Here is a 13,808-nt window from a genome sequence, read left to right on the forward strand (position 1 = left end):
GCTCAGCAATCGTTGGTTACATCTTTGATTTCTCGCGGAGTAACTTGTGATGCTGATAATCTTGTTGACTATCAGTCTGACTCCACAAGCACCCACACGAATTGCTTGATTCAGTTGTTAAAGAGCGATTGGTTTAGCCTTCGCTGAACCGAGGTGCGCATTCTACAGCGTTACAAGCTGCTGTCAACACCTAATTTCCTGCTTCGATGACTTGAAGCTGACACTGCAAAACAATCCAACTCATTGATATTCAAGGAGTTTTCCGTTTCAACTGCGCCGGAAGTGGGACGAATTATAGGCCGCTAAAAATCCTAGTCAAGGGCTAATTGAGTAAAACTATCAATTAACTCCAAATACCCCTAATTACACCTATATAGAGGGGTGCTGACGCACCCCTCTATATAGCTACAGCACGCCAGACCGACGCAAACCCTCTACCACTCCCTCGTCCAACCCCAGCACTTGCTCCAGAACTTGCTGAGTATGCTCACCCAACAAAGGAGGCGCATTGCGATACTCGACTGGCGTTTCGGACAGCCGAATAGGGCTCGCTACCTGCGGCACAAGCCCCGCCAACGCATGCGGTAGCTGCATCGCCAATCCGCGGGCACGCACCTGAGGGTCAGCAAATACCTGAGCCAAGTCATTGATCGGCCCACAGGGAACACCAACCGCCTCCAACTGCGCCACCCACTCAGCCGTGGTCTTGAAAACAGTCAACTGCCTGATAAGCGGCACCAACTCCGCCCGATTAGCAACACGCAGCTTGTTGGTAGCAAAGCGCGGATCCCCACCCAGCTCGGGCCGACCAGCCACTTCAGTAAATTTAAGGAACTGACTGTCATTCCCTACCGTAAGAATGAAGTCGCCATCTGCCGTCGGAAAGTCCTGATAAGGCACGATATTCGGATGCGCATTGCCCAGGCGCTGCGGCGCTACGCCCGTAGTCAAATAGTTCATCGCCTGATTCGCCAGGCAAGCCACCTGCACATCCAGCAGCGCCATATCTATATGCTGCCCGCCACCATCATGCTGACGATGAGCAAGGGCGGCCAGAATCGCCACAGTCGAGTAAAGCCCGGTCAAGATATCTGTCAGCGCAACCCCAACCTTTACCGGCCCCGCCCCCTCATCACCTTCAGGCCGCCCCGTCAGACTCATCAGACCGCCAAGGCCCTGAACCATAAAGTCATAACCTGCCCGCTTGGCATAGGGACCGGTCTGACCGAATCCCGTAATCGAGCAATAGATCAAGTCAGGATTCAAAGCCTTTAGTGACGCATAGTCCAGACCATACGCCTCCAGCCCCCCAACCTTGAAATTCTCGATCAGAATGTCCGACTTGGCCGCCAGATCACGAACCAGCCGCTGCCCTTCAGGCTTGGTGAAATCAATAGTGACCGACTGCTTGTTGCGGTTTGCAGACAAGTAATAGGCAGCCTCCCCCGTACTTTCTCCATAAGCATCCTTGAGAAAGGGCGGCCCCCAGGCGCGAGTGTCGTCACCATTGCCCGGGCGCTCCACCTTGATAACTTCGGCCCCAAGGTCCGCCAGTATTTGCCCGGCCCACGGCCCCGCCAGCACCCGAGACAAATCCAACACCCGCAAATGCGATAAAGCACCCATGAGCCGAGCTCCTGTTAATAGAACGCCTGAAGGCCGGTCTGCGCACGCCCAAGAATCAAGGCATGCACGTCATGAGTGCCTTCATAGGTATTCACAACCTCCAGGTTGACCAGATGACGCGCAACCCCGAACTCATCCGAGATACCGTTACCACCCAGCATGTCGCGAGCCATACGCGCAATATCCAACGACTTGCCGCATGAGTTGCGCTTCATGATCGAAGTGATCTCAACGGCCGCAGTGCCTTCATCCTTCATCCGCCCCAGACGCAGGCAACCCTGCAGGGCCAGCGTAATCTCGGTCTGCATATCGGCCAGCTTTTTCTGGATCAACTGGGTCGCCGCCAAAGGCCGGCCAAATTGATGACGATCCAGCGTGTACTGACGCGCCGTATGCCAGCAGAACTCAGCAGCCCCCAGCGCCCCCCAGGAAATCCCGTAGCGAGCCGAATTCAGACAGGTAAAAGGACCTTTCAGGCCGCGCACATCCGGGAAGATGTTTTCTTGGGGGACAAACACGTTATCCATCACGATTTCGCCAGTAATGGACGCACGCAAGCCAACCTTGCCGTGAATCGCGGGCGTAGTCAGACCCTTCCAGCCTTTTTCCAGAACAAAGCCACGAATGTCGCCTTCATCATCTTTCGCCCACACCACAAACACATCGGCGATAGGACTGTTGGTGATCCACATCTTGCTGCCCGTCAGGCTATAGCCACCATCAACCGAGCGAGCACGGGTAATCATCGCGCCTGGGTCAGAGCCGTGGTTAGGCTCCGTCAGACCGAAGCAGCCAATCCATTCGCCAGATGCCAGCTTGGGCAGGTATTTTTGCTTCTGCGCCTCGGTACCGAACTCATTGATTGGCACCATCACCAAAGAAGACTGCACGCTCATCATCGAGCGGTAGCCCGAATCGACCCGCTCCACTTCGCGAGCTATCAGGCCGTAGCTGACGTAATTGAGACCGCTACCGCCGTACTGCTCAGGAATCATCGCACCCAGCAAACCGGTTTCGCCCATTTCACGGAAGATCGCAGGGTCAGTCTTCTCATTACGGAAAGCATCAAGAATACGTGGCGCCAACTTGTCCCGAGCAAACTGCTCAGCACTGTCGCGCACCATGCGCTCTTCTTCAGTGAGCTGCTGATCCAGCAACAGTGGATCAATCCAGTTGAAGCTTGCTTTACCCGCCATGAGAGAACCCTCGCGTAATAGATAAAATGTCGTGAGCCGATCCTAGGCTCCTTCTATATAGAAGGACAAACGAGGATTCAGCACCATCCTGTGATAATTTCTCACTCCGTAGCTCTATAAATAGCCTTTTCTGACTTCGTTTAGTGAGGAAGCCGTACATGCGCCGCAAGATCCCTAGCACAACAGCCCTGATCAGCTTCGAAGCGGCCGCACGCCATGAAAGCTTTACCAAGGCAGCACATGAGCTTTCCCTCACTCAAGGGGCTATTTGCCGACAGATTGCCAACCTGGAAGAGTTCCTGAGTGTAGAGCTCTTCCGACGCTCTAAACGTGGCGTAAAACTGACCGAAGCAGGCCTTTCTTACAGCAGACGCATAGCAACCCAGTTGGATGCCGTGGAACGGGACACGCTGTCCGTCATGGGCCAACAGGGTGCCAACGTCATCGAGCTGGCTGTGGTGCCCACTTTCGGGACGCAATGGCTACTCCCTCGGCTCAAGGACTTTCAGCACCAGCATCCGGACGTCACGGTAAACCTGACCAACCGCACTCGCCCCTTTCTGTTTGCCGATACCGACTTTGATGCTGCCATCTACTTCGGAGATGCCGACTGGTCCGGAACATCGTCCTACCGCCTGATGGGTGAAAACCCGGTCCCCGTGTGCAGCCCCACATTATTGGGTGAACAGCAAAGCCTCACCCCGCAAGCGCTCTGCGAACTCCCCCTGCTGCAACAAACCACACGCCCCTATGCCTGGCGCCAATGGTTCAACGCGCAGGACATGAACGTACCTCGCGACATGACCGGGCCACGCTATGAACTGTTCTCGATGCTGGCCCAAGCCGCCATGCATGAAATGGGCGTCGCCCTTATCCCCCCCTTTCTGATTCAGCGAGAACTGGCCGAAAAACGTCTGGTGATTGCCAACAAGAGCACCCTGCTCAGCACCAAGGCTTACTACCTGATGATCCCCGAACGCAAAATCGAATCAGCTTCATTGCAGGCCTTTCGAGACTGGCTAGTCAATCAGGCCGCCACTTACAGCCTGATTTGAAAAGCCGCATGGTCCAAACAAACTATGTAGCGATGCATAAAAACACACTACATATGTACGTAAATGTCGCGTTTAAACACTCTGTACTTTGGTCTAACTGGACAAACCTGCAAGCCAGTAACCACGCGGCCTGCAGGGTATTTCTCAAAGTTATGCAGCGATAACCAAAAGAAATGTGAAAAAAACTCAAAAAACACTCAAATCCTCTGAAATCCTCGTATTTAAAGGCATGCAGCCGATCATTGCGACATTCGGTCACTGCATGACTTGTAGTTAAAATCCCGTCGTCCTCCATAAGTCCTTGAAGGGTAAAAAAATTGCCAGCAGAATGCCCCGCCCCACCCATACTTTGGTGGGATCGTGCTGATCGGCCGCCCCAGTCGCACCATCCGTAGTGCGCTGGCTTTCTTATAAAAGATCACGCAGGAGATATGACGTGCACATTGGTGTTCCTCTCGAGACCCATACGGGTGAAACCCGGGTTGCTGCAACCCCGGAAACCATCAAGAAGCTGATCGGCCAAGGCCATAAAGTGACTGTTCAAAGCGGCGCAGGTATCAATGCCAGCGTTATCGACAGTGCTTATGAAGCCGCCGGCGCAACTATTGGCAACGCTACAGATGCTTTCGGCGCAGAGCTGATTCTCAAGGTTGTCGCCCCAAGTGACAGCGAACTGGCCCTGATCAAGACCGGCACCGTGCTCATTGGCATGCTCAACCCGTTCAGCAATGAAACCATTGCCAAACTGGCCGAGCGCGGGATCACTGCTTTCTCTCTCGAAGCCGCTCCCCGAACCTCTCGTGCGCAAAGTCTTGATGTGCTGTCATCTCAGGCCAACATCGCCGGCTATAAAGCCGTCTTGGTCGCCGCCCACCACTATCCGCGCTTTATGCCAATGCTCATGACCGCCGCCGGGACCGTTAAGGCCGCTCGCGTACTGATTCTGGGCGCAGGCGTGGCTGGCTTGCAGGCGATCGCCACGGCCAAACGCCTGGGCGCAGTGATCGAGGCATCCGATGTACGACCAGCCGTTAAAGAGCAGATCGAATCGCTGGGCGCCAAGTTCGTCGACGTGCCTTACGAAACCGACGAAGAGCGTGAGTGCGCCATTGGCGTAGGCGGCTATGCACGCCCAATGCCTGCCAGCTGGATGCAACGCCAGGCACAGGCTGTTCACGAACGCGCCAAGCAGGCTGACATCGTGATCACCACCGCCTTGATCCCGGGCCGTAAAGCTCCGGTACTGCTCAGCGCTGAAACCGTAGCCCAGATGAAACCCGGCTCGGTGGTCATCGATCTGGCTGCAGCCCAAGGGGGCAATTGCCCGCTGACCGTCGCCGACCAAGTAGTGGTTGAGCACGGTGTCACCATCGTCGGCCACACCAACCTTGCTGCAATGGTTGCTGCAGACGCCTCGGCGCTCTACGCCCGCAATCTGCTGGACTTCCTCAAGCTGGTCTTCACCCCCGAAGGACAGTTCCAGATCAACCTTGAAGACGACATCGTCGCCGCGTGCCTGATGTGCCGCGACGGTCAAGTCGTGCGCAAAAACGGCTGAGGATAAAAATAATGGAAGAGTTCATCTCCCCCGGTATCTACAACCTGATCATCTTCGTGCTGGCCATCTATGTGGGCTATCACGTGGTATGGAACGTGACACCTGCACTGCACACACCCTTGATGGCCGTCACCAATGCCATTTCAGCCATTGTGATTGTGGGCGCCATGCTCGCTGCCGCACTGACGGTTACCCCGCTGGGCAAAACCATGGGCACCCTGGCGGTCGCGCTGGCTGCCGTAAACGTATTCGGTGGATTTTTGGTCACCCGGCGCATGCTGGAAATGTTCAAGAAGAAAGCACCTAAAGCCAAAGAAGAGGTGCGCAAGCCATGAGCATGAACCTGGTCACTGTTCTGTATCTGGTTGCATCAATCTGCTTTATTCAAGCGCTCAAGGGCCTGTCGCACCCCACCACCTCACGTCGCGGCAACCTGTTCGGCATGCTCGGCATGGGTCTGGCGATCATTACCACGGTTGGCCTGATCTACAAGCTGGGCGCAGAGATCGCGACGGCTGGCATCGGCTACGTGATTGTCGGCCTGCTGGTCGGTGGTACTGCTGGCTCAATCATGGCTAAACGCGTCGAAATGACCAAAATGCCTGAGCTGGTCGCTTTCATGCACAGCATGATCGGCCTCGCGGCGGTATTCATTGCAATCGCAGCCGTGGTCGAACCGCAGTCCCTGGGTATCGTCAAACACCTGGGCGACGCTATTCCTGCAGGCAACCGTCTGGAACTGTTCCTGGGTGCGGCCATTGGTGCAATCACCTTCTCCGGTTCGGTGATCGCCTTCGGCAAACTCTCTGGCAAGTACAAGTTCCGCCTGTTTCAGGGCGCACCGGTACAGTTCAGCGGCCAACACAAGCTGAACCTGGTACTGGGCCTGGCCACGCTGGCACTGGGCATCACCTTTATGCTGACCGGCAACCTCAACGCTTTCGCGCTGATGCTGGCCCTGGCGTTTGTGCTGGGCGTGCTGATTATCATCCCGATTGGCGGCGCCGATATGCCTGTCGTGGTATCGATGCTTAATAGCTACTCAGGTTGGGCAGCAGCCGGTATCGGCTTCTCACTGAACAACTCGATGCTGATCATTGCCGGCTCGCTGGTAGGTTCTTCGGGTGCAATCCTGTCGTACATCATGTGCAAGGCGATGAACCGTTCGTTCTTCAACGTGATCCTCGGTGGTTTTGGTGGCGCAACAGACGCCGGCGGCCCAGCTGGCACGCAAGAGGCCCGTCCGGTCAAATCCGGCTCGGCTGACGATGCCACCTTCCTGCTGATGAACGCCGACACCGTGATCATCGTTCCAGGCTACGGCCTGGCTGTTGCCCGGGCACAGCACGCGCTCAAGGAACTGACCGAAAAACTGACCCATCGCGGCGTCACCGTAAAGTACGCCATTCACCCGGTTGCAGGCCGTATGCCAGGTCACATGAACGTATTGCTGGCCGAGGCCGAAGTGCCTTACGACCAGGTGTTCGAGATGGAAGACATCAACTCCGAGTTTGGCCAGGCTGACGTAGTGCTCGTCCTGGGCGCCAACGACGTGGTCAACCCGGCGGCCAAGAACGATCCAAAATCGCCGATCGCTGGCATGCCGATCCTCGAAGCCTATAAAGCCAAAACCGTCATCGTTAACAAACGCTCAATGGCCAGTGGCTATGCGGGCCTGGATAACGAACTGTTTTATCTGGATAAAACCATGATGGTCTTCGGCGACGCCAAGAAGGTTATTGAAGATATGGTTAAAGCTGTCGAGTAACATCTGGTATCAACGCAATATCGAAAACCCCGGCGCTGTCATGGCCGGGGTTTTTCTTTTTCCAAGGAACCCGACCAAAGGCTCTAAATCGGCCGCTGGCATTCGACCATGGTAGCGGGACGAAAGGCTCTGAAAATGAATAGACTGCGCCTCTTGCTTCCGTTGCCCGAGATAACAATCCATGTACCGTGAACGTATTCGCCTGAACTCCCTGCACGATAAGGTCATGAGCGCCGAAGAAGCCGCCGCCCTTATCCAAGACGGCATGACCGTCGGCATGAGCGGTTTTACCCGTGCCGGTGAAGCCAAAGCCGTCCCTCAGGCCCTGGCTGAGCGTGCCAAAAAGTCGCCGCTGAAAATCACCCTGATGACCGGCGCAAGCCTGGGCAACGACCTTGACAAGCAATTGACCGAAGCCGGTGTACTGGCACGTCGCATGCCATTCCAGGTGGACAGCACTTTGCGCAAGGCGATCAACGCCGGCGAAGTGATGTTTATCGATCAGCATTTGTCCGAGACCGTAGAGCAACTGCGCAACAATCAGCTCAAGCTGCCGGACATCGCAGTGATCGAAGCTGTAGCCATTACCGAGCAAGGCCATATCGTTCCAACGACTTCCGTGGGCAACTCCGCCAGCTTCGCGATTTTCGCCAAACAGGTGATCGTCGAGATCAACATGGCGCACAACCCGAACCTGGAAGGCCTGCACGACATCTATATCCCGACTTACCGCCCGACGCGCACGCCGATCCCGCTGGTGAAGGTCGACGATCGCATCGGCAGCACCGCGATCCCGATCCCGGCAGAAAAAATCGTCGCCATCGTGATCACCAACAAACCTGATTCGCCGTCCACCGTGTCCGAGCCTGACAGCGAAACCGACGGTATCGCCTTCCACCTGATCAACTTCCTCAAGCAGGAAGTCGAAGCTGGCCGGATGACCAACAAGCTCGGCCCACTGCAAGCAGGTATCGGCAACATCGCAAACGCGGTGATGTGCGGCTTGATCGACTCGCCGTTCGAAGACCTGACCATGTACTCCGAAGTCCTGCAGGATTCGACCTTCGACCTGATCGACGCCGGCAAGATGAGCTTCGCTTCGGGCAGCTCGATCACATTGTCGGAGCGTCGCAACTCGGACGTGTTCGGCAATCTGGAGCGCTACAAGGACAAACTGGTGTTGCGCCCGCAAGAGATCTCCAACCACCCTGAAGTGGTTCGTCGTCTGGGCATCATCGGCATCAACACCGCGCTGGAGTTCGACATCTACGGCAACGTGAACTCCACTCACGTCTGCGGCACGCGGATGATGAACGGTATCGGCGGCTCGGGCGACTTCGCCCGTAACGCACACCTGGCGATTTTCGTGACCAAGTCGATTGCCAAGGCAGGCGCGATTTCCAGCGTTGTGCCAATGGTCAGCCACGTCGACCACACCGAGCACGACGTCGATATCCTGGTGACCGAGCAGGGCCTGGCCGATCTGCGTGGCCTGGCGCCGCGTGAGCGCGCACGCGTCATCATCGACAACTGTGTTCACCCGGACTTCCGTGAAGCCCTGAATGACTACTTCACCAAGGCCTGCGCGATTGGCGGCCACACGCCGCACATCCTGCGTGAAGCCCTGAGCTGGCATATCAACCTGGAAGAAACCGGGAAAATGCTGCCGTAACCCGCGAGCTAGAGAGCCGCTGACGGAAACACGTTTTTGTCAGCGGCTTTTTTATACCCATAATTTCAAAAACTGTACTGCTGTACTGGTCATTTCCCGCCTTCAACACACTCTTTCACGGCCACTTTTGCCAATTTCGCACCACTTAGGTGCGGACAGGTACAGTTACGCGTATTTGTGCCCGTACAGCGTGCATAAACAGTTAACTGGCCCATTGCAATACAGGTGAACTGTATCTAGAGACACTGTACAAAGAGGAGGATCATTGGCATCAGTTAAACCACTAGCCAATGCCGCCATAAGCGGAAGGATGACACCATGGAACGTACACTCAGTTCCGAACTGTTCAGCGAAAGCAACTCTGTAAACACCCAGGCTTCCATGCCTCTGCGCGTTCTTGCCAACCTGATGTTGTGGCAGCGCCGCATCTCCAGCCGCCATCAATTGGCTCGACTGGACTCGCGTCTTCTGGCTGATGCCGGTATTAGCGAAGCACAGCGTTACGAAGAGCTGAGCAAGCCGTTCTGGCGCTAACTTGCGCTCGCTGGCCCTGACCACCGGTCCACCGCCAGCAACCTGAATTGAAAAAACAGAACCCGTCGCGGATTACCGCTGACGGGTTTTGTCGTTTATGGGCCACGCTTTTAAGCCTTGGCATAAAGACAGGTACAGTTTTAAATAATCAAAAAACAAACAGGTACAGTTATCAAAATGCCTGATCTAGAGCACTTCACCTACAGTACCCAGCAAAACGTCCTATGCCTGACGCAGGCCTGAGCCTACTATTCGGTCCATAAGCGTCTATTTTCATACGTTCATATTCAGGAGTCTCACCATGTCCACACTTCGCCTACTCAGCGCGGCGGCACTGCTGGCCGTTGCAGCCAGCGCCAACGCCACAAGCTTCATCGTCACGACCGATGGCATTGTGGGCACCCTCAAGGCAACGTCCGATCTGACATCGGATGCCACAGGCTCGTTTCGTGACAACAAAATCGTACGCGCAGCCCGTGATGATGCTGCCAGCTTCGTTGCCAGCGAAGGCACCATTCGCGGGGTAAAACTCGAAAGCGCGTTCGAAGCCATTCGCCAGCAAGCCCCGCAATTGCAGGCCACGGATGCACAGCTGGCCCAGGCCATTCTGACGATCTGAATGTAAGTGACGCCATAACGGGTCAGCTCTTTCGGGGGGCGGGCTTGCTCGCGATGCAGGCGGCGCGTTCATTCAGTTGAGCCGCGTCGACACCTTCGCGAGCAAGCCCGCTCCCACAAAGACACCCCCCCGCGCTGGCCCTGCCCAGACCATTACGCTAGCCTTGGCTCTCATTCAAACAGCCTCGAGACCCATGCGTTTTTCCTTATTAGCTCTTCTTGCACTCAGCTGGACTCAATCAGCCAACGCCTTCGACATGACCACCCAGAATGTGGTGCTCAGTGGTTACGTCACCAGTAAAGTGACGTCCGCGCCTTTTGATCACAAACTGATACGTGCCGCCCAGGATGATGCCGCCGTCTTTATTGCCAGTGATGGCCAGACAAGAGGAGCGCAGCTGGAGTCTGCCTTGCGCTATCTGCGCCAGAACACGCCAAAATTGAGTGCCAGCGACCTTGAACTGGCACAGACAATTCTCGTCCAATAAATACCCGCTTTTCCTGGAGATACTTCATGCGCAGCCCTTTAATTGTCGCCACCCTTGGCTTTTTGCTACTCGCCGATGTGGCGCAGGCACAAACCGTTGTGCAGACCAGCAACATCATCGTGCGCGCCTTTGGTCGCACCATCGATTTCACGTCCGACACCACGACCTCCATCCGCGACTCTAAAGTCGTGCGTGAAGCCCACGACGACGCGGCTACCTTTGTCGCCAGCCAGGGCGATATCCGCGGCGTGCAACTGGAAGCGGCCTTCAGCACCCTGCGTGACCGCGTGCCTGAAGCCCGCAACGCCAGTGACCAGGATCTCGCCGAAGCCATCCTCGCACTGTGAGGTCGCTAACGCGCTGGCTCGCAGCCTGTGGCCTGCTGCTGATCACCAGCAGCGCCCAGGCCGCGCTGCATCTGCAACTCAAGACCGAAGGCCTGAGCCCGGCCGAGCAACAGGCCAGCCAGGCCTTGCTGGATGAGGCCATGCAGAGCCTGCCACCGCGTTTTATCGAGCAATTGGATCGGCAGATTCTGGTGGGCTGGACGGATGACATGCCCAGCAACGCCTACGGCCAGGCATCGCTGACCTCCGAGCTGGACCTCAATCGCACGCTCCTGGCAGGGCTGACCGATGGTTCGGCTGCCACCCAGCAGACCAACCGCCCCCACGGCACCGTGCGCCGGGAAATGCTTGCCACCGTCTTGCATGAACTCACCCACCTCTACGATCGCGCCCGACTCTGGCCCGCAGCCGAGCGCACGCTGATCCGGCGCTGCACCCGACAAAACAGCAACGCGGGCCTGATTGGCCTGCCTGATCAATGTCGCGGGCAGACCGAGCGCCGTTTCACCCTCAGTGATGATCCGCGCCTGCTCGACCTGGCCGGCTGGCAGCAATACGTGGGCCGCCGTGGCGAGCGCGAACAAGAAAACCACCAGGTCGTGCGCAGCCCCGATCTCTACGAAATCAGCAGCCCCAAGGAGTTTGTCGCGGTCAACATGGAGTACTTCCTCCTCGACCCGGCCTATGCCTGTCGCCGACCGGCGCTGTATCGCTACTACAAAGAACATTTCGGCTGGGCACCCGCCGCCAGGGACGAGTGCCCCAAAGGCTTTGCCTTCCTCAATGCCGGCAACGATTTCGCCAAGACCCCGCTGGGTACCGTAGACCCTGAGCGGGTGTACGCGGTCGACTACCTGCTGGCCGAAGCCAATCAGGAATGGGCCAGCCGCTGGGGTCACAGCATGCTCCGTCTGGTGATCTGCGCCCCAGGTCGACCACGCGGCCCGGACTGCCGACTCGACTTGCAAGAACACCTGGTGTTGTCCTACCGGGCGTTCGTCAATGACGTACAGCTCTCAAGTTGGGACGGCCTGACCGGCGCCTACCCTTCGCGCCTGTTCGTATTACCGCTGGCTCAAGTGATCGACGAATACACCAAGACCGAACTGCGCAGCCTGGCTTCCGTACCGCTCAAACTGAGCCGTCCGGAAATCGAGGAAGTGGTTGAGCACGCGGCCGAGATGCACTGGAGCTATGACGGCGACTACTACTTCATCTCCAACAACTGCGCGGTCGAGACCCTGAAACTGCTGCGCAGCGGCAGCAACAATGCCCAGCTCAAGGGCCTGGACAGCATTGTGCCCAACGGTTTGCTTGAAGTACTCAAAGCCCGGGGGCTGGCGGATACCAGCGTGCTGGACGATCCCAAGGAAGCGCTGCGCCTGGGTTATCGCTTTGACTCCTACCGTGATCGCTACCAGGCGATGTTCGATGTACTCAAGACCCGCCTGCCGATCAAGCAAGCCACCGTTGAAGACTGGTTGGCCCTGAACGCGGACGAACGCCGCCCGTGGATCGCGCAAGCTGACTTGCGCGCCAGCGCAGCCTTGTTGCTACTGGAGCAAGCCGGCTTTCGCCGACAACTGCTGCTGGCTCAGGATGAGGTCAAACAAAAGTACCTGGGCGCACGCGGGCTCAAGGATGGCGGCATGGACAAGGCCAACAAGACCCTGCAGGAAATTCTCGCCAGCAGCGGCTTTCTCAGCCGCCCGGCCGAGTTGCTCGGCAGCAATGGCTACGGCCTGCCCCAAACCAGGGAGTGGGAAATGCTCGAGTCCGAAAGCAGTCAGCGCCAGCAGCAACTGCTGCGCCTGACCACTGACCTGGACAAGGAAGTGCGCAGCCTGCTGGAGCCTTCCCGCGCAGCTGAAATTGCAGCGACTGAAGCCAACGTCAAACAGATTGGCGAACACCTGCGGGCGATCCACAAGGCATCGGGCGGGTTGCAGCTGCCCTGATTCACCTATGACGTGTGGGAGCGGGCTTGCTCGCGATGGCATCGACGCGGCTCGACTGAAAAACCGCGGCGTCCACATCGCGAGCAAGCCCGCTCCCACAAGGGCACTTCACGCACCCGGCACAAAATGCTTCTGTGCCGTGCCGTGGGCAATCAGTCGCGACAGGTAGTTCATTTTGTCGGCATCCTGATCGACAAAGCGGAAGGTCAGTTGCAGCCAGGCACTGTCCGGTTTTGGCTCATACGCCACGATGGCATGCAGATAACCATTCAAGCGCGCCACCTCGGCGCTCTCGCCCTGCTCAAGGTCCAGTACGGCGCTGTCCAGAACCTGAGGCAGCACGTCGCCGCGACGCACCACCAGCAGCGCCTCCTTAAGGCTCAGGGCCTTGATCACACACGTCTGTATACCGCTGGGCAAACGCAGTTGTCCTTGGCCACGGCTTGTCAGTGTCGGCGCGGGCACTGGGACCGGTCGCGGTGCAGGGGCCGCCGGTGCAGGGGCTACGACCTGCGCCTTGCCGCCGGTCAACGCATTGAGCGAATCATTGCCAAACGCCGAGTTCATGCGTGCCGGTGCGCTGGACATCACCGAGTCGAGCAACCCGGCCTTGGTGAACGCTTTCTTCACTTTGGACAGCAACTGCTCGTTGGTAAAAGGCTTGCTGACGAAGTCCGAAACCCCTGCCTGAATGGCCTGGATCACGTTCTCTTTGTCACCTCGGCTCGTGACCATGATAAAGGGCAACGTTTTCAGCCGGTCCTGCTCGCGACACCAGCTCAACAGCTCAAGGCCGGACATCTCTGGCATTTCCCAGTCGCACAGCACCAGATCGAAGGCTTCGCGGGTCAGCAGGGTCTGGGCTTTGCGGCCGTTGACCGCGTCTTCGATCCTGATACCCGGAAAATAGTTACGCAGGCAATTTTTAATCAGGTCACGAATAAACGACGCGTCATCCACCACCAGCACACTCACCTTGCTCATCGAC

General features: G+C 57.1%; 13 protein-coding genes. 10 read left to right on the top strand and 3 right to left on the bottom strand.

The genetic code is table 11. The annotated features are described in order from the left end of the window. Positions 1-405: 405 nt before the first annotated feature. Complete coding sequence (locus AACY07_RS11795; protein ID WP_339474956.1) at positions 406-1,626, bottom strand: CaiB/BaiF CoA transferase family protein; 1,221 nt, start codon at positions 1,624-1,626, stop codon at positions 406-408. 14 nt (positions 1,627-1,640) lie between these two features. Continuing rightward, positions 1,641-2,822: an acyl-CoA dehydrogenase gene (locus AACY07_RS11800; RefSeq protein ID WP_339474957.1), complete on the bottom strand. Its 1,182-nt coding sequence runs from the start codon at positions 2,820-2,822 to the stop codon at positions 1,641-1,643. A 158-nt stretch (positions 2,823-2,980) separates the two neighbouring features. Here AACY07_RS11800 and AACY07_RS11805 point away from each other — a divergent pair, with 158 nt between their 5' ends. From AACY07_RS11805 to AACY07_RS11850, 10 genes are all read left to right on the top strand, one after another. After that, positions 2,981-3,877, top strand: coding sequence for a LysR family transcriptional regulator (locus AACY07_RS11805; RefSeq protein ID WP_339474958.1), 897 nt, complete (start codon positions 2,981-2,983; stop codon positions 3,875-3,877). 436 nt (positions 3,878-4,313) lie between these two features. Further along, on the top strand, positions 4,314-5,435 hold the full coding sequence (locus AACY07_RS11810; protein ID WP_133074889.1) for a Re/Si-specific NAD(P)(+) transhydrogenase subunit alpha: 1,122 nt from the start codon (positions 4,314-4,316) through the stop codon (positions 5,433-5,435). Between the two features lie 11 nt (positions 5,436-5,446). Then, entirely contained in the window at positions 5,447-5,770 is a 324-nt protein-coding gene (locus AACY07_RS11815; protein ID WP_019826992.1) for an NAD(P) transhydrogenase subunit alpha, read from the top strand. Further along, a complete protein-coding gene (locus AACY07_RS11820; RefSeq protein WP_133074890.1) occupies positions 5,767-7,203 on the top strand; it encodes an NAD(P)(+) transhydrogenase (Re/Si-specific) subunit beta in 1,437 nt (478 codons plus the stop codon). Before AACY07_RS11815 ends, AACY07_RS11820 begins: the two co-directional genes overlap by 4 nt. A gap of 181 nt (positions 7,204-7,384) precedes the next feature. Next, positions 7,385-8,875: an acetyl-CoA hydrolase/transferase family protein gene (locus AACY07_RS11825; RefSeq protein ID WP_133074891.1), complete on the top strand. Its 1,491-nt coding sequence runs from the start codon at positions 7,385-7,387 to the stop codon at positions 8,873-8,875. A 318-nt stretch (positions 8,876-9,193) separates the two neighbouring features. Beyond that, on the top strand, positions 9,194-9,409 hold the full coding sequence (locus AACY07_RS11830; RefSeq protein WP_019826986.1) for a DUF1127 domain-containing protein: 216 nt from the start codon (positions 9,194-9,196) through the stop codon (positions 9,407-9,409). A gap of 301 nt (positions 9,410-9,710) precedes the next feature. Next, positions 9,711-10,028 (top strand): DUF2388 domain-containing protein, encoded by a 318-nt coding sequence (locus tag AACY07_RS11835; protein WP_133074892.1) that lies wholly within the window; start codon positions 9,711-9,713, stop codon positions 10,026-10,028. A gap of 193 nt (positions 10,029-10,221) precedes the next feature. Continuing rightward, entirely contained in the window at positions 10,222-10,515 is a 294-nt protein-coding gene (locus AACY07_RS11840; protein WP_133074893.1) for a DUF2388 domain-containing protein, read from the top strand. A gap of 26 nt (positions 10,516-10,541) precedes the next feature. Further along, positions 10,542-10,862: a DUF2388 domain-containing protein gene (locus AACY07_RS11845; protein WP_133074894.1), complete on the top strand. Its 321-nt coding sequence runs from the start codon at positions 10,542-10,544 to the stop codon at positions 10,860-10,862. Then, positions 10,859-12,820 (top strand): DUF7844 domain-containing protein, encoded by a 1,962-nt coding sequence (locus tag AACY07_RS11850; RefSeq protein ID WP_326427624.1) that lies wholly within the window; start codon positions 10,859-10,861, stop codon positions 12,818-12,820. The genes AACY07_RS11845 and AACY07_RS11850 overlap by 4 nt, the downstream gene beginning before the upstream one ends. Before the next feature lie 108 nt (positions 12,821-12,928). Here AACY07_RS11850 and AACY07_RS11855 read toward each other — a convergent pair whose 3' ends face one another. Then, a complete protein-coding gene (locus AACY07_RS11855) occupies positions 12,929-13,804 on the bottom strand; it encodes a response regulator (protein ID WP_133074896.1) in 876 nt (291 codons plus the stop codon). Positions 13,805-13,808: the final 4 nt, after the last annotated feature.

The sequence above is a fragment of the Pseudomonas sp. RL_5y_Pfl2_69 genome, from assembly GCF_963970465.1.
Classification (GTDB): Bacteria; Pseudomonadota; Gammaproteobacteria; order Pseudomonadales; family Pseudomonadaceae; genus Aquipseudomonas.

What these genes read in the sequence shown, in the direction of transcription:
- AACY07_RS11795 (WP_339474956.1), bottom strand. Translation starts at nt 1,626, where the DNA reads ATGGGTGCTTTATCGCATTTGCGGGTGTTGGATTTGTCTCGGGTGCTG.
- AACY07_RS11800 (WP_339474957.1), bottom strand. Translation starts at nt 2,822, where the DNA reads ATGGCGGGTAAAGCAAGCTTCAACTGGATTGATCCACTGTTGCTGGAT.
- AACY07_RS11805 (WP_339474958.1), top strand. Translation starts at nt 2,981, where the DNA reads ATGCGCCGCAAGATCCCTAGCACAACAGCCCTGATCAGCTTCGAAGCG.
- AACY07_RS11815 (WP_019826992.1), top strand. Translation starts at nt 5,447, where the DNA reads ATGGAAGAGTTCATCTCCCCCGGTATCTACAACCTGATCATCTTCGTG.
- AACY07_RS11820 (WP_133074890.1), top strand. Translation starts at nt 5,767, where the DNA reads ATGAGCATGAACCTGGTCACTGTTCTGTATCTGGTTGCATCAATCTGC.
- AACY07_RS11825 (WP_133074891.1), top strand. Translation starts at nt 7,385, where the DNA reads ATGTACCGTGAACGTATTCGCCTGAACTCCCTGCACGATAAGGTCATG.
- AACY07_RS11830 (WP_019826986.1), top strand. Translation starts at nt 9,194, where the DNA reads ATGGAACGTACACTCAGTTCCGAACTGTTCAGCGAAAGCAACTCTGTA.
- AACY07_RS11835 (WP_133074892.1), top strand. Translation starts at nt 9,711, where the DNA reads ATGTCCACACTTCGCCTACTCAGCGCGGCGGCACTGCTGGCCGTTGCA.
- AACY07_RS11840 (WP_133074893.1), top strand. Translation starts at nt 10,222, where the DNA reads ATGCGTTTTTCCTTATTAGCTCTTCTTGCACTCAGCTGGACTCAATCA.
- AACY07_RS11845 (WP_133074894.1), top strand. Translation starts at nt 10,542, where the DNA reads ATGCGCAGCCCTTTAATTGTCGCCACCCTTGGCTTTTTGCTACTCGCC.
- AACY07_RS11855 (WP_133074896.1), bottom strand. Translation starts at nt 13,804, where the DNA reads ATGAGCAAGGTGAGTGTGCTGGTGGTGGATGACGCGTCGTTTATTCGT.